This window comes from Pseudomonas sp. CCI3.1 (assembly GCF_034313985.1).
Lineage (GTDB): Bacteria > Pseudomonadota > Gammaproteobacteria > Pseudomonadales > Pseudomonadaceae > Aquipseudomonas > Aquipseudomonas psychrophila.
This window is the reverse complement of sequence record NZ_JAVIWO010000001.1, coordinates 225,978-247,360: the sequence shown is the minus strand read 5'-3', so window position 1 is coordinate 247,360 and position 21,383 is coordinate 225,978. Positions and strand designations below refer to the sequence as shown.

15 protein-coding genes are annotated in these 21,383 nt (G+C 58.5%); 9 read left to right on the top strand and 6 right to left on the bottom strand.

The genetic code is table 11. The annotated features are described in order from the left end of the window. Window positions 1–7 precede the first annotated feature (7 nt). The 4 genes from RGV06_RS00980 to RGV06_RS00965 all read left to right on the top strand — a co-directional run bounded on the left by RGV06_RS00980 (window position 8) and on the right by RGV06_RS00965 (window position 3,491). Entirely contained in the window at window positions 8–658 is a 651-nt protein-coding gene (locus tag RGV06_RS00980) for an amino acid ABC transporter permease (protein WP_019827256.1), read from the top strand. Further along, window positions 651–1,373, top strand: coding sequence for an amino acid ABC transporter ATP-binding protein (locus tag RGV06_RS00975; RefSeq protein ID WP_019827257.1), 723 nt, complete (start codon window positions 651–653; stop codon window positions 1,371–1,373). Before RGV06_RS00980 ends, RGV06_RS00975 begins: the two co-directional genes overlap by 8 nt. Window positions 1,374–1,438: 65 nt before the next feature. Beyond that, window positions 1,439–2,467, top strand: a complete 1,029-nt coding sequence (locus RGV06_RS00970; RefSeq protein ID WP_019827258.1) for a trans-3-hydroxy-L-proline dehydratase — start codon at window positions 1,439–1,441, stop codon at window positions 2,465–2,467. A gap of 106 nt (window positions 2,468–2,573) precedes the next feature. Beyond that, window positions 2,574–3,491 (top strand): dihydrodipicolinate synthase family protein, encoded by a 918-nt coding sequence (locus RGV06_RS00965; RefSeq protein ID WP_019827259.1) that lies wholly within the window; start codon window positions 2,574–2,576, stop codon window positions 3,489–3,491. 195 nt (window positions 3,492–3,686) lie between these two features. On the opposite strand, the gene RGV06_RS00960 is transcribed toward RGV06_RS00965, so the two are convergent. The 3 genes from RGV06_RS00960 to RGV06_RS00950 form a co-directional block, all read right to left on the bottom strand. Continuing rightward, window positions 3,687–4,694 carry an Ldh family oxidoreductase gene (locus RGV06_RS00960; RefSeq protein WP_046809020.1) on the bottom strand — a complete coding sequence of 336 codons (1,008 nt, stop codon included), beginning with the start codon at window positions 4,692–4,694 and terminating at the stop codon, window positions 3,687–3,689. Between the two features lie 61 nt (window positions 4,695–4,755). Then, window positions 4,756–6,882: a bifunctional mannitol-1-phosphate dehydrogenase/phosphatase gene (gene mtlD / locus RGV06_RS00955; RefSeq protein WP_322149103.1), complete on the bottom strand. Its 2,127-nt coding sequence runs from the start codon at window positions 6,880–6,882 to the stop codon at window positions 4,756–4,758. Window positions 6,883–7,507: 625 nt separating this feature from the next. After that, the gene (locus tag RGV06_RS00950; protein WP_322149102.1) at window positions 7,508–8,782 is read right to left on the bottom strand and encodes a hypothetical protein; all 1,275 of its coding nucleotides are present in this window, start codon (window positions 8,780–8,782) and stop codon (window positions 7,508–7,510) included. 398 nt (window positions 8,783–9,180) lie between these two features. On the opposite strand from RGV06_RS00950, the gene RGV06_RS00945 reads away from it, so the two are divergent. The 5 genes from RGV06_RS00945 (at window position 9,181) to RGV06_RS00925 (ending at window position 18,930) form a co-directional block, all read left to right on the top strand. Next, the gene (locus tag RGV06_RS00945; RefSeq protein ID WP_322149101.1) at window positions 9,181–11,370 is read left to right on the top strand and encodes a TonB-dependent siderophore receptor; all 2,190 of its coding nucleotides are present in this window, start codon (window positions 9,181–9,183) and stop codon (window positions 11,368–11,370) included. A 366-nt stretch (window positions 11,371–11,736) separates the two neighbouring features. Beyond that, window positions 11,737–12,981, top strand: coding sequence for a multidrug efflux RND transporter periplasmic adaptor subunit MexE (mexE, locus tag RGV06_RS00940; protein ID WP_322149100.1), 1,245 nt, complete (start codon window positions 11,737–11,739; stop codon window positions 12,979–12,981). 15 nt (window positions 12,982–12,996) lie between these two features. Continuing rightward, the gene (locus RGV06_RS00935; protein ID WP_019827266.1) at window positions 12,997–16,176 is read left to right on the top strand and encodes an efflux RND transporter permease subunit; all 3,180 of its coding nucleotides are present in this window, start codon (window positions 12,997–12,999) and stop codon (window positions 16,174–16,176) included. Further along, on the top strand, window positions 16,173–17,582 hold the full coding sequence (locus tag RGV06_RS00930; protein WP_322149099.1) for a TolC family protein: 1,410 nt from the start codon (window positions 16,173–16,175) through the stop codon (window positions 17,580–17,582). Before RGV06_RS00935 ends, RGV06_RS00930 begins: the two co-directional genes overlap by 4 nt. 292 nt (window positions 17,583–17,874) lie before the next feature. Continuing rightward, window positions 17,875–18,930 (top strand): tetratricopeptide repeat protein, encoded by a 1,056-nt coding sequence (locus tag RGV06_RS00925; protein ID WP_019827268.1) that lies wholly within the window; start codon window positions 17,875–17,877, stop codon window positions 18,928–18,930. A 219-nt stretch (window positions 18,931–19,149) separates the two neighbouring features. Here the strand turns inward: RGV06_RS00925 and RGV06_RS00920 are convergent, their stop codons facing one another. The 3 genes from RGV06_RS00920 to RGV06_RS00910 all read right to left on the bottom strand — a co-directional run bounded on the left by RGV06_RS00920 (window position 19,150) and on the right by RGV06_RS00910 (window position 21,368). Next, on the bottom strand, window positions 19,150–19,527 hold the full coding sequence (locus RGV06_RS00920; protein ID WP_003445176.1) for a response regulator: 378 nt from the start codon (window positions 19,525–19,527) through the stop codon (window positions 19,150–19,152). Between the two features lie 66 nt (window positions 19,528–19,593). After that, complete coding sequence (locus RGV06_RS00915; RefSeq protein WP_046810719.1) at window positions 19,594–20,787, bottom strand: hybrid sensor histidine kinase/response regulator; 1,194 nt, start codon at window positions 20,785–20,787, stop codon at window positions 19,594–19,596. Further along, entirely contained in the window at window positions 20,781–21,368 is a 588-nt protein-coding gene (locus RGV06_RS00910; RefSeq protein WP_019827270.1) for a chemotaxis protein CheB, read from the bottom strand. The genes RGV06_RS00915 and RGV06_RS00910 overlap by 7 nt, the downstream gene beginning before the upstream one ends. Window positions 21,369–21,383 lie beyond the last annotated feature (15 nt).

Below are 21,383 nucleotides of genomic sequence, written 5' to 3'. Positions count from 1 at the left end.
CTAACCCATGTTTTCAACCAGTTTTACCTGGAACGACTTTTTGTTTTTGCTGGAAGGGGCTTGGGTCACCCTGCAACTGACAACCTGGGCCATTTTGCTGGGCACCGTTGCCGGGCTGCTGTTCGGCCTGATGCGCGCTTTGCTGCCGCGGGCCAGTCTGCCGCTGGCCTGGGTGCTGGATGTGTTTCGCAGCGTCCCGCTGCTGATCCAGTTTGTGCTGTTCAACTCGCTCAAGAGCATTGTCGGCCTGAACATCAGTGCCTTCACCGTGGGCTGCATCGTGCTGGGGGTCTACGCTGCCGCGTACTTCACCGAGATCGTGCGCAGCGGCGTGCTCGCCGTGCCATTTACCACACGCCGGGCCAGCCGTTCCCTGGGCCTGAGCTACTTGCAGGACCTGCGCTATATCGTGTTGCCGATCGCCATGCGAGTGGCCTTCCCCGGCTGGCTCAACCTGGTGCTCAGTGTGATGAAAGACACCGCCCTGGTGATGTGGATCGGCATCGTTGAATTGTTGCGTGCCTCGCAAATCGTCGTCACCCGCATTCAGGAACCGATGCTGGTGCTGTGCATCGCGGGCCTTATCTATTACGTCATGAGCCTGGTGGTTGCCCGCCTTGGCGCTCGCCTGGAAAAAAGGTGGCAAGAAAATGATTGAGATCGACAACGTGCATAAATCCTTCGGCGACCTTGAAGTGGTCAAGGGCGTGAGCCTGACCGTGAACAAGGGCGAAGTGGTATCGATTATCGGCGGTTCCGGCTCCGGTAAATCCACCCTGCTGATGTGCATCAACGGTCTGGAGCCGATCCAGAAGGGTCATATCCGCGTCGACGGCATCGAAGTCCACGACCGTGCCACCAACCTCAACCACCTGCGGCAGAAAATCGGCATCGTGTTCCAGCAATGGAACGCCTTTCCGCACCTCACCGTGCTCGAAAACGTGATGCTTGCACCACGCAAGGTGCTCGGCAAAAGCAAGGCCGAAGCCGAAGCGCTGGCAGTGCAGCAACTGACCCATGTGGGCCTTGGCGACAAACTCAAAGCCTTCCCGGGCAAACTGTCCGGCGGTCAGCAACAGCGCATGGCCATTGCCCGTGCCCTGGCCATGTCGCCGGACTACATGCTGTTTGACGAGGCCACCTCGGCCCTCGACCCGCAACTGGTCGGCGAAGTGCTGGACACCATGCGCATGCTCGCCGAAGACGGCATGACCATGGTCCTGGTGACCCATGAAATACGTTTTGCGCGGGATGTGTCGGACCGTGTGGCGTTCTTTCGCAACGGCCTGGTGCACGAAATCGGCTCCCCCGATCAAGTCATCGGCAACCCGGTGCACGCGGAAACGGCGGCCTTCCTCAAGTCGGTTAAATAACGTTAATCCCTGTGGGAGCGGGCTTGCTCGCAACAAGACCCACATCAACACAACAGGAGCAAGCCATGCGGTCATCGAAAATCGTTCATGTGGTCAGTTGTCACGCCGAGGGAGAGGTCGGCGACGTGATTGTAGGTGGCGTGGCCCCGCCGCCGGGTGCCACCGTGTGGGAACAGTCGCGGTGGATTGCCCAGGACGAAACCCTGCGCAACTTCGTCCTCAACGAACCTCGCGGCGGCGTGTTCCGTCACGTCAACCTGCTGGTTCCGGCCAAGGATCCACGGGCACAAATGGCCTGGATCATCATGGAACCGGCCGACACGCCGCCGATGTCGGGTTCCAACTCCATTTGCGTGTCCACGGTATTGCTCGACAGCGGCATATTGCCGATGACCGAACCGCAAACCCGACTGGTACTCGAAGCCCCGGGCGGACTGATCGAAGCCGTGGCCGATTGCCGGGACGGCAAGGTGCAACGGGTCGAGATCAAGAACGTCCCCTCTTTCGCTGACCGACTGGATGCCTGGATAGAAGTCGAGGGCCTTGGCTCGCTCAAGGTCGACACCGCCTATGGCGGAGACAGTTTCGTGCTCGCCGATGCCAAAGAACTGGGGTTTTCGATCACCCCGGATGAAGCCAAGGATATTGTCGAGGTCGGCCTGAAAATCACCCGTGCGGCCAACGAGCAACTGGGTTTTGTCCACCCGCTGAACCCTGACTGGTCGCATATCTCCTTTTGCCAGATTGCAGCCCCCGTGGAGTACCAGAACGGGATTGCCAGTGGTGCCAACGCGGTGGTGATCCGTCCGGGCAAGATCGATCGTTCGCCCTGCGGCACCGGGTGCTCGGCGCGTATGGCGGTATTGCAGGCCAAGGGCGTGCTCAAGGTTGGCGATCGGTTTGTCGGGCGCTCGATCATCGGCTCCGAGTTTCATTGCCGCATCGACTCCATGACCGAAGTCGCCGGACGCACCGCAATTTACCCGTGCATCTCTGGCCGGGCCTGGATTACCGGCACCCATCAGTTACTGCTGGACCCAAGCGACCCGTGGCCACAAGGCTATCGCCTGTCAGATACCTGGCCGGGCGCGTAATACCCTTCACCCCACACCGTTTACCCCCACAAAGAAAGCCAGAAGCCTATTTTTGCAACCTAAATCGTATACGAAATACCATAAACGCAACCCGAGGCAACAAACAATGAGCAAGCGCATCAACTGGAGTGGCGTCTTCCCTGCGGTGACCACTCAATTCAACGATGACTTCACCATCAACCTGGACAAGACCCACCAGGTGATTTCCAACGTTATTCGCGACGGCGTCTCGGGCCTGGTGGTGTGCGGATCGGTGGGGGAAAACACCTCGCTGACCGCTGAAGAAAAAATCGCCGTGACCGAAGTCGCGGTGGATGCCTCTCGCGGTCGTGTGCCGGTGATCTGTGGCGTGGCGGAGTTCACCAGCGTGCAAGCCGCCAAGGTGGCCAATGCCGTGCGCAAAGTCGGGGTCGACGGCGTCATGCTGATGCCCGCCCTGGTATATGGCTCTAAGCCGTTTGAAACCGCCGAGCATTACCGTTATGTGGCGAAAAATGCCGACGTACCGCTGATGGTCTACAACAACCCGCCGATTTACAAAAATGATGTCACGCCAGAAATCCTGATTTCCCTGGCCGATTGCGACAACGTGGTGTGCTTCAAGGACTCCTCGGGCGACACCCGGCGCTTTATCGACATTCGCAATGAAGTCGGCGACCGTTTTGTACTGTTTGCAGGTCTGGACGACGTGGTGCTCGAAAGCATCGCCGTGGGTGCTGAAGGTTGGGTATCGGGCATGTCCAACGTATTCCCCAAAGAAGGCGAAACCATCTTCCGCCTGGCCAAGGCCGGGCGCTTTGCTGAAGCCATGCCGATCTATGAGTGGCTGATGCCGATCCTGCACCTGGACGCCCGTGCCGATCTGGTGCAGTGCATCAAGTTATGTGAGGCCATTGCCGGTCGCGGTAGCGCACTGACTCGCCCACCGCGCCTGGCCCTGCCTCGGGAAGACCGTGAGTTTGTCGAACGGATCATGGCCAAGGCCCTGGCCAACCGCCCACAGTTACCCGACGTCGGTTTGTAGCCGGTGAGGCGATCCGTAGCAGTTGACGAGTAGAACGAGGCTACGTTCGATCGCGTAGCGGTCGTAAACCGGCGCACGGGGTATGCCTGACTAACCGTGGGAACCGATTTTACGACGGCTACGCCGCCGAACGCAGCCTCGCACGGCTCGTCAGCTGCTACAGGTTTTACCACCTGCACCGCCTGCACGATGTCCTCAAATCAACAATGCCCGCAGATCGTTGTACAACGCCTGCGGGATCTGCACGCCTTCCACCTCGCTGCGCGCCCGTGCCTCGTAACGGCGTTGTGACGGCAAACGTGCGCCCTGCCCTTCGATACTCTCAAACAACACTTCTGCCCGTGCCAGATGTTGCTCGGTTGCAGCCCCCAGAAAACGCTGCGGATCAAACGCGATAATCAGCTCGCCATGGTAAGGCGACGACTTGCTGCCCGCGTCGTAGGCCAGGGATTCGGCACTGGTCAAATCCCCGATCAAAGGCCCCGCAATCAATTCCACCATCGCGGCCAGCGCCGAGCCTTTGTGCCCGCCGAACGTCAGCATCGCACCCGTATCCAGTACCACATTGGGATCGGTGCTCGGCACCCCCTGAGCGTCAACGCCCCAGCCTTCAGGAATCGACTTGCCTGCCCGGCGATGCAACTCGATATCGCCACGGGCAATTGCACTAGTGGCAAAGTCAAAGACAAATGGCGTATTGCCCGCCCGTGGCCAGCCAAACGCAATCGGGTTGGTGCCAAATACCGGCTGGCTCCCGCCGGCAGGCGCAACCCAGGCATGACTGGGGTTACAGGCCAATGCGACCAGACCGGCCGCTGTCAATTGTTCGATCTCAACCCACAGTGCCGAAAAATGCACACAACGATTGATCGCCAACGCCGCAATACCGTTAGCCCGGGTTTTCTCCTGCAATAACGCCAGGCCCGCCTGGAATGCCAGTTGGGAAAAACCGCCCCCCGCATCCACTCGCACAATTGAAGGCGCCTGATCGATCACGCGCGGCACGGCGTCGGCCGAGACCTTGCCCGCGCGCAGCGAATTGACACAACCCAGTACACGGTACAAGCCGTGGGACGCGCAACCATCACGCTCCCCGGCCAGCACCGTTTCACTCACCGCACGGGCATGGGCCGGATTGAAACCGTTATGCAACAAGATCGATTCGGCCAGCTCGTAAGCCTGGGCCAGGGTCAGTCGGATCATGATCAGCTCCTTGAACAGACCTTACAGACTGGCTCATTGCAGGCCCTGCGGCTTGATCGATTCAAGCCATAGGCATGACGAATTCAGCACAAACGGGGCCATGAAAATGAGCGCTGACAGACTCGATCAGCGCTGCATCCTTTATCGGGTCCAGCCCCGGATACGGCTGGCCGTTGTAGCTGCCCGCATAGGTGAGCACCGCCTCAATGCTGCCGCTTTCCTGATACAGAGTGCGCATGAGCTGGCACTCCTGATCCTTGCTGTCGGTTGTGCGCAATGCGTAATGAAGTGCCAGCGCGGTGCCGAGCTCCAGGGCGCTGCTGTCAATCCCGTGCTTTTTGGCCAGATCGATACTGCGAAAAATCCGCTCATTACGTTGCAGCTTGCGCAACGGATCTCGCCCTACACGGGCACAGGGGTCCTTGAAAGACGTGTTGCAGCGCTCAAGAAAGGTGGACGAAAAACCGGCCACGGCATCGCTCATGTGCGGATTTTCGGCGACCAGTGCCGGTCCTACTGCCTGGCCTATCAGGCGCTGCGCCAGCGCACTGACACGGGGGTCACCCATGCCCTGCCCCAACCAGGAATAGCCGAGCAGGCTGGCGTACCAGGCAATGATCGCGTGAGGGCCATTCCACAGCAGATTCTTGATCACCTGGGTCTGGGTGATGTCGTCCACCGTCTTCACCTGGCGCAACCGCTCAAGCAAATTGCTGCAACGCTGCGCATACAGAGGCATGTCCGGTTCGCTGTTGAACAGAATCAGGTGCAACTGGCTCAACGCATTACTGGACTGTGCAAACGGTCGAAAGCGACTGATCAGGCGCTCGTATTCGGGCGCCGGTGTCCTGGGGGGGGCCTTGGGTGTATCCACCTCGTCATTCAAGCTGTTCTGGAACATCTTCGACTTGATCCGCAACTGGCGCACCAGTGCTTCGTTGGACAACTTGGAAACGATTCGACTGACCACTGTCTCGACAAAATGAGTGTTGTCCAGAATCTTCTGGCACAGCGTGGGCGCAACCAGCAGTTCCAGTTGCGCCTGCACATGGCGACGCACGAAGTCCGCACCGCCAACCTTGTTCAGCACGATAAGTATCGTCAGCTCGCGCCCCCGCCGTTCGTAACGACGGATCAGGCCCTTGGCAATCACTCCCGCCTGCTTGCGGATCGCCGTTTCCGGGAGGCTCAGGCCGACAATTTCAGCCACGTCGTACATCCGGATCACCGCTTCGGCGTCGTCCATGTCGATCATGCTGAGGTTTTCAATGGTCTGGTCGAAGGACGTGGCGCTGTAGCGCACGCTAAAGCGGCCAAACGCCTGGATGGTCTCGCGCAGCATCCGGGAGCGAGTTGCGGCGATTATCTCGCAAGGACGTGTGTAGCCATCCCAATGGGAAAAAATTTGCGTCAGATAGCCGCCACCCATCGCGCCAAAACCATGAATCCCGGCACTGAATTGATTGAGTGTCGGCGGGAAGCTCTCGGTCAGCGCCGGAGTGCCGAGGTCAGGCATGCACTCATTCAGGTCGCCCAAGAAACCGTGCATGGTCAGGTAAGCCTTGAGCGCACCGGCCTTGACCTCCGGTGCCGGCGGTTTGATGTCTTCGATCAGGATTGGCTGACCCTCGGCGCGGATCGCCGACAACATGCCGTTTTCCGAATCTTCCAGCATCAAGCAATGCTGTGGCAGGCAATTAAGGGCACTTGCAGCTTTGAGGAAGATCTCGGGATGGGGCTTGCCCTGACTGACTTCATCGCCACATACGGTGACGTCGAAGTACTTGAGTACATTGGCATTGATCAAGTACTCCTCGGCGATGGCCCGGCGGCTAGACGTAGCCACGGCCATGGTCAGACCGTACTTGCGCAAGCGCTCCAGCACTTCCAGCAAGCCGTCCTTGATTGGCACTCCATGATTACGTACATGGGCCAGTTCAAGCTCGTCGGCGCGCTGCCTGACTTGGGCATACGGGAAGTCTTCACCGTGATTTGCCTTGGCCAGGGCTTCGGCTTTTTTGGCGCTCAAGCCCAATGATCCCATCAGTGTTTCTTCACTGAGCGGTGTGCCGTAAATCTCGAGAGCGGCTTGCTTGAGGGTTTTGAAGCGCAAGCGCTCGGTGTCAAACATGGTGCCGTCCATGTCGAAGATGGCACTGAAAATTCTTTTATCCTGAAAATAGATCATGAGCACAGCTCCTTGTAATGCGAGGCTTTTTGGTTCGCTCGCTGAAACGCTTCGGATCGAAAAGTGGTTTCAAATACAAATACCGGGCAGCAGGACGCGCCGTTAAAAGCGGGGCGTTAGCGCACCGGAATGGCGAGTGGTCAGCAATAATCAGGCGGAGGGAAGTAGCAATGGCGCCAGTTGGCGCAGCTGCCCGAGAAGCAGGGTCTCAGGAGCGGTAAAGCGGTGTTTGCAAGAAGGCGGGAAACAAACCCTGTGACTGCATTGATGCAGCGTTTGACGTGAGGCCCACAACTCGCAATCAGGGATGCGAAGTGTGAGCCGAACGGGCGATTGATACGTGTGATTCCATCCATATGACGTTGAAAATTCCTACATTACTGTGAGTCGACTTTTTAGCTATACCTCATCCAGAGCCTATAAATCAAGGTTCGCGCCACTATTGGCCTGCAGGCGGCAAGGCTGAAACCGCTGCTCCAGGCCGGGATGAACAGCGCTTTCAGAAACACTTCAACCGTGGGAGCGAGCCTGCTCGCGAAGGCATCACCGCGATCATTCGGATAAACCGAGTTGCCTGCATCGCGAGCAGGCTCGCTCCCACGGGGGGGGCTGAACGCAAACAGCCTTAGACTTCGCTGTTCCAGACAACCGTGATATTGCCCTTGTACGTGCTGCCCGAGTGCTCATCAATCATGCTCGCGACCTGATCGCGAGCGACTTCAAAGTGCAGTGCGGCGGGTCGGTTGTCCACGTAGTGGCTGGGTGAAAAAACCTGAGGGCTGGTGCTCAACAGAAGTCGGTTGACCGGTTGGTTTGAGGCATCGCGTAGGCCATTGGGCAGTGTCACTCGCGTCTCAACAGGAACTTCATGCCCGGCGGGGTTTTTGATCGCGCACTGATCGCTTAGCGCGAACTCGCATTGCAGTTCAATGCTGAACGCCGTGGAGGCCCACATTTTGAAATCCTGGGCGGCCGTCAGCTTTTGCGGACGGCGCCCGTTGTTCAACCATTGCTGCCAACCGCCGGCCGGGTTGAGGACCACGGAACCGTACCCCGCCGGAAACTGAAACTTGAGGGTATGTTCAACATTCAAGGTGAAATTCATGGTGACTAAGTTGTCAGTAGCGGCCAGATTATCGCCAAAGTCGAAATCCCCGCCCGGCCCCACTGTGTAGGTGATCGAACCTCGGTAAATGCCGCTCTCCATTCTCAGAGGATCAGGGCTGATCATCAGGTACGAAACGCTGATGTTGTACATTGTTAATGAGTCGATCTCGTAGGCTGGAGAAAAGCCACAAGGCACAGACTGCGGGGTAAACCAGAAGAAATTCGCGAATGCGGTTCCCGCATACATCCCCGCCCCCCTTGGACATGCTGCTGGCGAACTCCACCCCCACGGGTTCCCGTCCCAAAGTACGCTGTGAGCGTAATTGTGTTCCGCTGTTGGCATACCTACAAGCAACCTGACGTCACGGGTACGGTTGCTTGCGCTCAGTGCCGAAATAGCAAAAAACACCTCCGCCACCTGCCCGCTCGCGCTGGTCACTTGCACGGGTCTCGGATCGGCCGGAACCCTGAACATTGCACCGTCTCGAATATTGGAATGTTTGGCCAGAATCGGGGACTGCGTTGTCGCTTCGAGCCCGCTCAAACCAATGCTGAAATACCCCCTTGAACTACAAACCAGAGGGTAGGTCTTGCAAATACCGGAATTAGGCGTTGTGTTTTTAAACTGGTTAATCTGCGGATTGGCCGAATCAGGAGAAAAAGTGGCAGAAATCTCCACTGTTATCGCCTGAGCCTGGAGCGCGAAAAGCCCTGCCAGAACAGCCAGACCACGGCTCAGAAAACACCTTGCAAGTACACGCCCTCTTGAACGCGTGCTCTCAAAAACCTTCATGAATTGAACCCTCAAATTGATGCTCTTGCAGCCCTCGATCAGCTCAAACGTATTCAGGGCGCTGAGGGGGGAATGTGGACAATAAACCACTGTGTGAGTGGGGTGCTGCTGGCGCGCGGGGACGGCAGAAAGCTCGGTGGACGCAGCGGGCATGAACAATGATAAAGCCGGTTTTAATTGTCAATTAATCGGCCGAGTCACGCGTATCAAATCATGTCAATAACTATCAAAATTAAAATTCTGTGATGTCAGGACTCAATACCGAAAGGGATGAATGATGGCCGCTATCGCTCCCTGCGTAAGTGTCAGAGGGTGTAATGCCCGGGCGGTTCGGTATGATGGCGCGCTTGATAAACAGGCCTTGGATTCGAGCCTGTCCCACCCTTCTGGAGCTGTGCATGAAGATGCTTTACCGGACTTTCACCCAGGCAGAGTCCGCACCGCGGTTCACGCGCAGCTTGCTCAGCGTTGGCATCCTGCTGGCCAGCACTCTGCCGGTAGCACACGCAGCAAAAACCGAACTGCCTGCGACTGCGGTCACCGCCCAGGATAACGGCGCTTACCAGGCCGATAACGCTTGGGTGGGTGGTTTTGAGGCGGCGCCATTGCTCGATACCCCCGCAGCGATCGCGGTGTTTACCGATGCATTGATTGAAGATCAACACGCCCGACTGCTCAGCGACGTGCTGAAAAATGACGCCTCCGTGGGAGAAAGTTATGCCCCGGTCGGCTATTACGAAAATTTCGTGGTACGCGGCTTCTCGTTGAATTCGGCCAGCAGCTACAAGATCAACGGTCGCACCATCACCGGCGAGCAGAATGTAGCGCTGGAAAACAAGCAGCAGGTGGAGTTGCTCAAAGGGCTTTCGGGCTTGCAAAGCGGAGTTTCCGAACCCGGCGGCGCGGTCAATTACGTGACCAAGCGCGCTGCAGATGTGCGCTCGGTCACTGTCTCGACCGATGATCGTGGCAGCGGTTACATGGCCGCCGATGTAGGTGGCTGGTTCGGCAGCGAGCAACAGTTCGGCCTGCGTGCCAACGTTGCCCATGAAGACATTCATTCCTGGGTCGATCACGCCAATGGCCAGCGTGATTTCGCGTCCCTGGCGTTCGACTGGAACATCAGCCCCGCTGCCCTGCTGCAACTGGATGTGGAGTACCAAAACAAGGAGCAGCGTTCGGTCCCTGGCTATCAGTTGCTCGGCGGCACCGAACTGCCCCGCCACGCCTCCCCGAAAAAACTGCTGGCGCACCAGAGCGGCTCCAAACCGGTGACCATCGATTCGCTCACTATCAACGGCAACTTTGAGTACCGTTTCAGTGACAACTGGAAAGGCAGCCTCAGTGCCTCGCGCAGCAAGGTGGTGATTGACGATTACAGTTCGTTTGCGTGGGGTTGCTACGGCTCAGACAGTTGCGCCAGTACGGCGGTGCCCAACTACTTCAGTCCCGAAGGTAATTACGACATCTACGACTTCCGTAGCCCCGACGATACCCGGCGCAACGATGAGGTTCAGGCAGCACTCAGCGGCATGTTTGACACCGCCAGCATCGGCCATGAGCTGACAGTGGGCACCAGCGCCTTCAGGCGTGTGGTCGATCAGCGCGAGTTGATCAACGAGATGATCGGCACCGGCAATATCGATAGCGAACCCGTGAATTTTGAGCGCTACCAAGGACCGGTCAAAGACAGTTACCGCCGCCTGGACAGCCGCCAGTACGGGGTATTTTTCAATGACCTGATCAGCTTTAACGAGCAGTGGCAGACCATGATCGGCGGACGTGAGGTGCGCCTGGACGAAAAAACCTTCGACAGCAATGGCGACACCACCCGCCATACCCAACGCTATGAGTTCCTGCCCCAGGCCGCGCTGATCTACAAACCGGTGCAAAACATGACGCTGTACACGCGCTACAGCAAGGGCCTGTCCCTGAGTGGCGAAGCACCGTGGTTTGCCAGCAATGCTTTTGAGACTCTCACGCCCACCGTATCGCGGCAAATAGAGGCCGGAATCAAGTACGACTGGCAGCGCATCAGCTTGAGCGCCACGCTGTTCCAGATTCGTCAGGCGTACCAGTACTCCCAGCCCCAGAACGACGGCTCATTCACCTTCGTCCAGCAAGGCCAGCAGAAAAACACCGGGCTGGAGCTTGCAGCCAACGGCTGGGCCACCGAGCGCCTGCAGGTCGCCGCCAGCGTAGCGGCGATAAAATCAAGGGTCACCGGCAGCGGTACTCCGGAATATGAAGGCCATCAGACCATCAACGTCCCTACCCTGCGCGCCAGCCTCTATGGCTATTACGCCCTGCCCTGGGTCGAGGGCCTGGCCCTGCTTGGTGGCGTGCAATACAGCGGCAAGAAGTACGCCAGCCAATTGGGCCAGACACAGGCCGATGCTTACGCCATTTTCAATATCGGCAGCCGCTACAGCACCCGTATCGACGGTTACGACACCGTCTTTCGCCTGACTGTCGATAACCTGTTCGACAAGCGTTACTGGCGCGATGTGGGCGAGTACATGGGCGACAACTATGTATTCCAGGGGGCTCCGCTGACAGCAAGGCTGAGTGCTTCGATCAATTTTTGAGGTTTGCACTCCCGCAACCGTGGGAGCCTGCTCGCGATGTGTGCCGCGGTGGATCATTCGCGAGCAGGCTCGCTCCCACAGGAGCCCCGGCGCCCACAGCATTTGAGCCTTGCAGCTGATTATTGTGGGAGCGAGCCTGCTCGCGAAGGTCTTGTCAGGTGTCTTCACGAGCAGGCTCGATCCCACGAAAACGAAATATTCATGCACATTTTAATTGATAGCCCCCTAACAAAAAGCTCAGGCTAGAGGGCTTGGTAACGCTTTGTATCATTCCGGATGATATTGATCTTCGTTGGGTTCGATTCGTTCCCCGGCACGCGCGCCAGCATTATCCGCCCATCTCAATAGATTGGCGGACTCCCCCTCATGGAACAGTCACTTAAACATTTGCGCTTCCCACTCGCGGCTTTGGCCATCGTGGTGATGAGCGCATGCGGCAAAACCCCTGAAGCGACTGCTCCTGCTCCCGCTGCAAAAGTCAGTGTGGCCAAGGTACTTGAACAGCCGGTCAATGAATGGGACGAGTTCACCGGTCGCCTTGAAGCGCCGGAAACAGTTGAAATTCGTCCACGCGTGTCGGGCCAGATTGATCAGGTCGCCTTTACCGAGGGCGCCCTGGTGAAAAAGGGCGACCTGCTGTTCCAGATCGACCCTCGTCCGTTCCAGGCTGAAGTCCGCCGTCTTGAAGCCGAAGTGCAACAAGCCCGCGCCAACGCCACCCGTACCGAAAACGAAGCCCAGCGCGGTGAGCGTTTGCGCCAGAGCAATGCGATCTCGGCTGAACTGGCAGACTCGCGCAGCACCGCAGCCCAGGCCGCACGCGCCGGTGTCGCCGCCAACCAGGCACAACTGGACCTGGCAAAACTCAACCTGAGTTTTACCCGCGTCACCTCCCCAATCAGTGGCCGCGTCAGCCGTGCCGAAATCACCGCGGGCAACATCGTCACCGCTGATGTCACAGCGCTGACCAGCGTGGTATCTACCGACAAGGTGTACGCCTACTTCGACGCAGACGAGCGCGTGTTCCTCAAATACACCCAGCTTGCCCGTCAGGGTCAGCGCGGCCAGAGCACCCCGGTTTACCTCGGCCTGTCCAACGAAGACGGTAACCCGCACTTGGGCCAGATGAACTTCGTCGACAACCAGGTCAATCCCAAGACCGGCACCATCCGTGGTCGCGCCGTGTTCGACAACACCGACGGTAGCTTCACACCGGGCCTGTATGCCCGCTTGAAACTGGTTGGCAGCGGCACCTACTCCGCCGTGCTGATCAATGACGAAGCGGTGGGCACCGACCTGGGCAAAAAGTTCGTGCTGGTGATGGATGCCGACAACAAATCGGCGTACCGCGCTGTAGATCTTGGTCCGAAAATCGAAGGCCTGCGCATCGTTCGCAGCGGCCTGAACAAGGACGACACCATCATCGTCAAAGGCTTGCAGAAAGTCCGCCCCGGCTCACCGGTGACGCCTGAAGTGATCCCGATGGCCAACGAACAGACCCTCGCCGCACTGGCACAACAACGACAAGCCCTGGAAGCCAGCAACCTGCCACCTGCCAAGCCTGCCACTGGCGCGCCGAAGTTGGCCAGCGTCGCGACTCCTCGCGGTTAAGGGACGAAAACTCCAATGAATTTTTCCCAGTTCTTCATCCAGCGGCCGATTTTCGCCGCTGTGCTCTCACTGTTGATCCTGATTGCGGGCGGCATTTCGCTGTTCCAATTACCTATCAGTGAATACCCAGAAGTCGTTCCGCCTACCGTCGTAGTGCGCGCCAGCTTCCCGGGTGCCAACCCCAAAGTGATCGGCGAAACTGTCGCCGCGCCGTTGGAACAAGCCATTACCGGCGTCGAAAACATGTTGTACATGTCTTCGCAGTCCACCGCTGACGGCAAAATCACCCTGACCATCACCTTTGCCCTGGGTACTGACCTGGACAACGCCCAGGTACAGGTGCAAAACCGTGTCACCCGGACCCAGCCCAAGCTGCCCGAGGAAGTGACGCGCATCGGTATCACGGTGGACAAGGCTTCGCCCGACCTGACAATGGTTGTGCACTTGACCTCACCGGACCAGCGCTACGACATGCTGTACCTGTCCAACTACGCCATCCTTAACATTAAGGATGAACTGGCACGGCTGAACGGCATCGGCGATGTGCAGCTGTTCGGCATGGGCGACTACTCGTTGCGGGTGTGGCTCGATCCAAACAAAACCGCCTCACGTAACCTGACCGCGACCGATGTGGTCACCGCCATCCGTGAGCAAAACCGCCAGGTTGCGGCCGGTGCACTGGGCGCTCCGCCTGCGCCGAATGCCACCAGCTTCCAGCTGTCGGTTAACACCCAGGGCCGTCTGGTCAGTGAAGAAGAGTTCGAGAACATCATTATCCGCTCCGGCGAAGATGGTCAGATCACTCGCCTCAAAGACATCGCCCGGGTGGAACTGGGTTCCAGCCAATACGCTTTGCGTTCCTTGCTGAACAACCAGCCGGCGGTGGCGATACCGATCTTCCAGCGCCCCGGCTCAAATGCGATCCAGATCTCCAATGACGTTCGCGCCAAAATGGCCGAACTGAAACAGAACTTCCCCGAAGGCATGGACTTCGACATCGTGTATGACCCGACAATCTTCGTTCGTGGTTCGATCGAGGCGGTAGTCCATACCCTGTTTGAAGCACTGATTCTGGTAGTACTGGTTGTAATCCTGTTCCTGCAAACTTGGCGCGCCTCGATTATTCCGCTGGTGGCCGTGCCCGTATCGCTGATCGGTACGTTTGCCGTCATGCATATGTTCGGCTTTTCGCTCAACGCCCTTTCGCTGTTCGGGCTGGTGCTGGCCATCGGTATCGTGGTCGACGATGCCATTGTGGTAGTGGAGAACGTCGAGCGAAATATCGAACTGGGACTCAACCCCGTGGACGCTACCAAGCGTGCCATGCGTGAGGTGACCGGTCCGATCATCGCCACCGCACTGGTACTGTGCGCGGTGTTTGTCCCGGCCGCGTTTATCTCGGGTCTGACCGGGCAGTTCTACAAGCAGTTCGCCCTGACCATCGCGATTTCCACCGTGATCTCGGCTTTCAACTCGCTGACCTTGTCCCCTGCCCTGGCCGCTGTATTGCTCAAAGGCCATAACGCGCCAAAAGACCGCTTCACCCGCCTGCTCGACCGTCTGTTTGGAGGCTGGCTGTTCGGCCCGTTCAACCGCTTCTTCGTCAAGGCCAGCAATGGCTACGTGGGCACCGTGCGCCGGATCATTCGTGGCAGCGGAATCGCGATGCTGGTGTATGCAGGTTTGATGGCGCTGACTTGGGCCGGTTTTGCCCACACCCCGACCGGCTTTGTACCGCCGCAAGACAAGCAATACCTGGTGGCCTTCGCTCAACTGCCTGACGCCGCGAGCCTGGACCGCAGCGAAGAGGTGATCAAGCGTATGTCGGAGCTGGCCCTCAAGCAGCCTGGCGTTGCCAACTCGATCGCCTTCCCCGGCCTGTCGATCAATGGTTTCACCAACAGCCCGAACAGCGGCATCGTGTTTGTCGCGCTCAAGGACTTCGATCAACGCAAGGACCCAAGCCAGTCAGCCGCAGCCATTGCCGCCACGCTCAATGCTGAGTTCGCGGACATACAGGAAGCCTATATCGCGATCTTCCCGCCACCGCCGGTACAAGGGCTGGGCACCATTGGCGGCTTCCGCCTGCAAGTCGAGGACCGCGCTGGCCTGGGCTATGACGAACTGTACAAAGAAGTGCAGAACGTTATCGCCAAGAGCCATAACGTGCCGGAACTGGCCGGGTTGTTCACCAGCTATCAGGTCAACGTACCCCAAGTCGATGCTGCCATTGACCGCGAAAAAGCCAAGACTCATGGCGTAGCCATCAGCGACATCTTCGACACCCTGCAGATCTATCTGGGCTCGCTGTATGCCAACGATTTCAACCGCTTCGGTCGTACTTATCAGGTCAACGTGCAAGCCGAGCAGCAGTTCCGCCTGGAGCCCGAGCAGATTGGCCAGCTGAAAGTACGCAACAACAAAGGTGAAATGATTCCGCTGGCGACCTTTATCAAGATCAGCGACACCGCAGGCCCTGACCGCGTCATGCACTACAACGGTTTTGTCACCGCTGAAATCAACGGCGCAGCAGCACCGGGCTACAGCTCGGGCCAGGCTGAAGCGGCGATGGAGAAGCTGCTCAAGGAAGAATTGCCTAACGGCATGACCTTCGAATGGACTGAGCTGACTTATCAGCAAATCCTTTCGGGCAATACCGCTCTGTTCGTGTTCCCGCTCTGCGTGCTGTTGGCGTTCCTGGTACTGGCGGCCCAATACGAAAGCTGGAGCCTGCCTCTGGCGGTGATCCTGATCGTACCGATGACGCTGCTCTCAGCAATTACCGGGGTAATTCTGTCGGGAGGCGATAACAACATCTTCACTCAGATCGGATTGATCGTACTGGTGGGGTTAGCCTGCAAGAACGCGATTTTGATTGTGGAGTTTGCCAAGGACAAGCAAGAAGAAGGCATGAGCCCGCTGGATGCGGTACTGGAAGCCTGCCGCCTGCGTCTGCGCCCGATCCTGATGACTTCGTTCGCCTTCATCATGGGTGTGGTGCCTCTGGTGCTCTCCAGCGGCGCCGGTGCAGAAATGCGTCACGCCATGGGTGTAGCGGTGTTCTCCGGGATGCTGGGGGTGACCTTCTTCGGCCTGCTGCTGACGCCAGTGTTCTATGTCTTGATTCGCCGTTATGTAGAGCGCAGTGAAGCGCGTAAAGCGGCCAAGCACCTCAAGTTGGAGTCGCAACAATGAGCGTGAAAGTTTTTCTGCCGAGCCTGTTGGTGCTGGCCTTGAGCGCTTGCGCCGTAGGCCCGGACTACAAGACCCCAGCCACAGAACCGGCCCATATCAGTGCAGATAACCTGAAGGGCTTTGACCGGGCGCATTTTGAAGGGATCTGGTGGCAGCAGTTTGATGACCCGACCCTCAACCAGCTGGTGACTCAGTCACTGGCCGGCAACCGCGAGCTGCGCGTGGCCTTTGCCCGACTGCGTGCAGCCCGGGCGATTCGCGATGACGTCAGCAACGACATCATGCCGACGATCACCAGCCGTGCCAGCAGCGATGTCGGCAAGGGACAGATCCCGGGTACGACCGAGAAGCGTGTCAACAGTGAACGCTACGACCTGGGCCTGGACATGGCCTGGGAAGTCGATCTGTTTGGCCGTATCCAGCGAGAACTGGAGGCCAGCGACGCCGACGAGCAAGTGGCTGCAGCGGATCTGTACCAGCTGCAAGTGACCATGATTGCCGAACTGGTGGATGCCTACGGTGAATTGCGCGGCGCCCAACTGCGTGAGCGGATTGCCCTGGCCAACTTGAAGAACCAGCAGGACTCCAAGGCCATTACCGAAAGCTTGCGTGACGCAGGTGTTGGCGATCAACTGGACGTCATGCGTGCCGACGCCCGCTTGGCCGCGGTTGAGGCCAGCGTGCCGCAACTGCAGGCCGAGCAGGTGCGTGAGCGCAATCGCATCGCCACTCTGCTGGGCCAGCGTCCTGAGCAGCTCAGCGTTGACTTGAGCCCGGCGCAGTTGCCGGCCATTGCCAAGGCACTGAACATCGGCAACCCCGGCGACTTGCTGCAGCGCCGGCCCGACATCATGAGCGCCGAGCGCAAGCTGGCAGCGGCCACCGCCCGGATCGGCGTGGCCAAGGCCGATTTGTTCCCCCGGGTCAGCCTGAGCGGGTTTCTCGGCTTTACCGCCGGACGCGGTTCGCAGATAGGCTCGGCAGCAGCCAATGCCTGGGCGCTGGGTCCGCGCATTACCTGGCCAGCGTTTGATCTGGGCAGCGTGCGCGCACGACTGCGCGGTGCCGGTGCAGAGGCCGATGGGGCACTGGCCAGCTACGAGCAGCAAGTGCTGTTAGCGCTGGAAGAGTCCGAAAACGCCTTTAGCGATTACGGTAAACGTCAGCAGCGCCTGGTCTCGTTGATTCGTCAAAGCGAATCCAGCCGAACCGCAGCGGATCTGGCTGCTATTCGCTATCGCGAAGGCACGGTGGACTTTCTGGTTCTGCTCGACGCCCAACGCGAGCGTCTGGCTGCAGAAGACAGCCAGGCTCAGGCCGAGGTTGAGCTGTATCGCGGCGTAGTCGCCATTTACAAAGCGCTGGGTGGTGGCTGGCAAGCCGAGACCGTCGCAAGCGCACGCTGATTCAAGAGCTCCTTTGGTTGGCCGCAACCAACCATTTTTTAGCCCCGCGTTCATTCGGTCGCGGGGCTTTTTTTTGCCGCGGATTCGCCTGCATCCTGTAGCAGCCTTCGGCAGCTGCTTGGAAAACGGCAACTGTGGGAGCGAGCCTGCTCGCGAAGGTTGTTCGCGAGCAGGCTCGCTCCCACAACAGGGCTTGACCTACAATAGAGTATCTACAAGGGTCTGCGTTTGACTCAAGCCCCCGACTCACCCAATCTTGCACTCCATACGCACGCATGCTTCTGGATATTGGATGACCCAGCCTCGCCGCTACCTCGCAATCAGCTTTCTGTCAGCGCTTATCGCCGCCGGTCTTTGGTATTCGATGCGCCCTGATCCTGCCCTTCCCACGCCGTCCGTAAGCCAGCGCTACTCCATCGCCCTTGAGATGGCCCATAACGGCAAGCCCGGGGCCGCGCGCGTTCTGTATCAACAACTGGCCCGCAATGACTTGTCAGAGACCCGGCGCGCCAGCCTGCATGCCGAGCTGCCCAACTACCCAAGCCCACAGGCACTGAAACTGGCAGACGCTGACTTGCAAAACCCCTCGCCCCTGGTGCGCAAGGCCGCGATCCAGAGCATTGTTGGCCTGGTGCCCAGCGCCCAGCGCACTTTGCTGCTGGGCCCGATGCTGGATGACGCCGATCAGAGCGTGCGTTTCGCTGCCGCCAATGCATTGCTCGGCCTGTCGCCAGATGAACAGGGGCTGTACTTCGGCCCGTTGCAGCAAGTGATCGACGAGTTCGAGCGCGAGCTCAAAACCAAGCCGGACGATCCACAGGCTCAGGGTCAGCTCGCCCGCCTGTATTTGCACGAAGGTCAATTGGATGATGCCCAGGCTGCACTGGAACACGTGACCCGCCTGGACCCGAATAACCTCAAGGCGGTCGTGGCGCAGATTGAGCTGCTGGACAAGCGCGGCGAAGGAGAACAGGCCCGTCAATTACTGGCCAGACAGCTGCAAGCCCATCCCGACTCAGCGTACCTGCAACATGCGCTTGGGATCTGGCTGCTAAATCATGGTCAGACGGAGTACGCCCTGCTGGGCTTGGCCAAAGCCGTTGAGCTGGACCCCGACAACAGTGATTACCGGTACAAGCTGGCAACCGCACTGCATGACCTCGACCAGCTTGAAGCCGCGCAACGCCAGCTCGAAGAGCTGCTGCAACGCCAACCGGCCAATCGCAAGGCGCGGGTATTGTTGATCAGCTACTGGAAAGAGGCCGGGCAATTACAGAATGTGCAAGTGCTGCTGGCGCAGCTGGAACAGCAAAATCCGGATGATCCGGCGTTGCAGCAGGGGCTTTGACTCAAGGCATCCCAAACCCTGTAGCCGCTGCCGCAGGCTGACTTCAACGTCAAGCGGGCCAGCCGCGAAGCAATTCGCCAGCAGGCTCGCTCCCACTGGGACTTCGGCGCCCACTGAATTCAAGCCTTGCAGGAGTTATTGTGGGAGCGAGCCTGCTCGCGAAGAGCATTTGCGAGCACTCTCCATACTGGGGGGCTTTACAGGTAACAGAGTGCAGTATCAGGCCAGCAGCTTCTGGATTTGCTCTTGCAGGGTATCGAGATCGAACGGTTTGGCCAGGATCGGTGCCGTCAGGGTGATCGGGCTGCCTGTATCGCGGATTTCGGCCGGGTAACCGCTGATAAAGATCACTTTCAGGTCCGGTCGCAGCTTCAGCGCAGGCTCGGCAATCTGCACCCCGGAAATACCGCCCGGCAGACGAAAATCAGTCACCATAAGATCCAGATGCGGCTTGCTCGCCAGAATCTCGAACGCCTGCTCGCCATTTTCGGCCTGCAAGACCCTGTAGCCCTCGCCTGACAGGTAGGCGCTGAGGACCATTAGAATCGAGGGATCGTCTTCGACAATCAGAACAACATCTTGCGCATCTTCACTCATGGGGAACCTTAATTCATGCCGTCGCTGCCAGTATGACCCCGCATGCGGTCATAGGTTGCGCCGAATTTAAGTCTTTTGTGCAAGCGGCAGGCAAACCCTGAACAAGGCGCCCTCACCCAGTTCGCTCTGCACGCTGATTGTGCCGCTATGTGCCGCAACGATCTGTTCCGAAATAAACAGCCCTAAACCGAGCCCCGCAGCCACTTGGCTGGCTGAAACCCGCTCAAATTGCTGGAAGACACGCTGCTGGTTTTCTTGACTGATGCCAATGCCCTGATCGCGCACATCGACCACCGCCTGATTCCCCTCGATATAGACCGTTACATCGATGGGCTTATTGGCACCATAACGCAGGGCATTGGTCAGCAGATTGGAAATCACCTGCTCAATCCTGAACTCATCCCACTGCCCCACTACCGGGTACTCTGCGGTGAAATTCACACTCGATTGTGCAGCGCTGATCTGTGCCGAGAAATTCTCCAGCAAGCGATCGACCGTACGGGCCAGATCAAACTCTGCAGGACGGATCGACAGCTTGCCGGTGCGGATACGCGACACGTCGAGCATGTCTTCGATCAAACGGATCAGGCTCAAAATCTGGCGCTCATCACGATCAACCATGGCGTGCATCTTTTCCATGGTGAACGCCGCTGCGTTATCTCGGGCCAGGTGCATCTTGCGCAGCTGAGTTTCCAGGATCAGCCCGTTGAGCGGTGTACGCACTTCATGGGAGACGATCGACATGAAGTCATCGCGCATGCGCACCGCACGCTCAAGCTCGACCTGGGTCAGTTGCAACTGCGCCAGCAACGTTTCCTGCTCGCGACGGCTCTGTTCCAGGGCCTCGACCTGTTGTTTCATGGCCTTGCTCTGGCGATACAGCTCGACGAATACATTGACCTTGCTTTTGACCGCGTGGATATCCAGCGGCTTGTGCAGAAAGTCCACTGCGCCGCTTTCGTAGCCCTTGAAGGCATAGTTCATCTCGCGCCCTGCGGCACTGACGAACACGATCGGGATGTTTTTGGTCTTCGCCGTGCCGCGCATCAACTCAGCCAGTTCAAAACCGTTCATGCCGGGCATTTGCACGTCCAGAATGGCCATCGCAAACTCATGCTGCAACAGCAGCGACAGTGCCTCATCCGCAGACAAGGCCTTGTACACGATGCGATCCTCGCGCTTGATCAACGCTTCGAGGGCCAGCAGGTTTTCCGGCAGATCGTCGACGATCAGCAGCTTGGCTTGAATATCATTTAGCAGCATTCGGTATGTTCCAGCTCGACAAGCAGACGGCCAATGCCGTGCAAAGGAAGGACGCAGTCCGGTTGGCAAAGATCCAGTGCCGCTTGCGGCATGGTCGCTACCTGCGCCTCGTCAGGATCCTGGACGATGGTCAGACCGCCCAACTGCTTGACCACACTCAGCCCCCGCGCACCATCCCGATTGGCGCCCGTCAGTAAAATCGCGGCCAGCCGCTGTTGATACACATCGGCCGCGGACTCAAAAAGGTAATCAATGGCAGGTCGCGAGAAATGCACCGGCTCCTCCTGGCTCAAGGAAAAACTGTGATCGTGCTCAACTGAAACATGATAGCCGGGGCCTGCAAAGTACACGGTACCCGGCACAATCGGCTGTTTGTCCCGGACCTCCCTGACCGTCAGTGGCAGGCGCCGGGCAAAGACTTCGGCCAATTGACTGCGACGCTCTTCAGGCAAGTGCAGAACCACGATAATCGGCAGCCTGAAACCCGGCTTCAGCTCGGAAAAAATTGTCAGCAACGCTTCAACCCCGCCCGCAGAGGCACCGATTACCACAGCCTCTACAGGTCTGCGATCAGTCATGTAACGGTCCTTTTT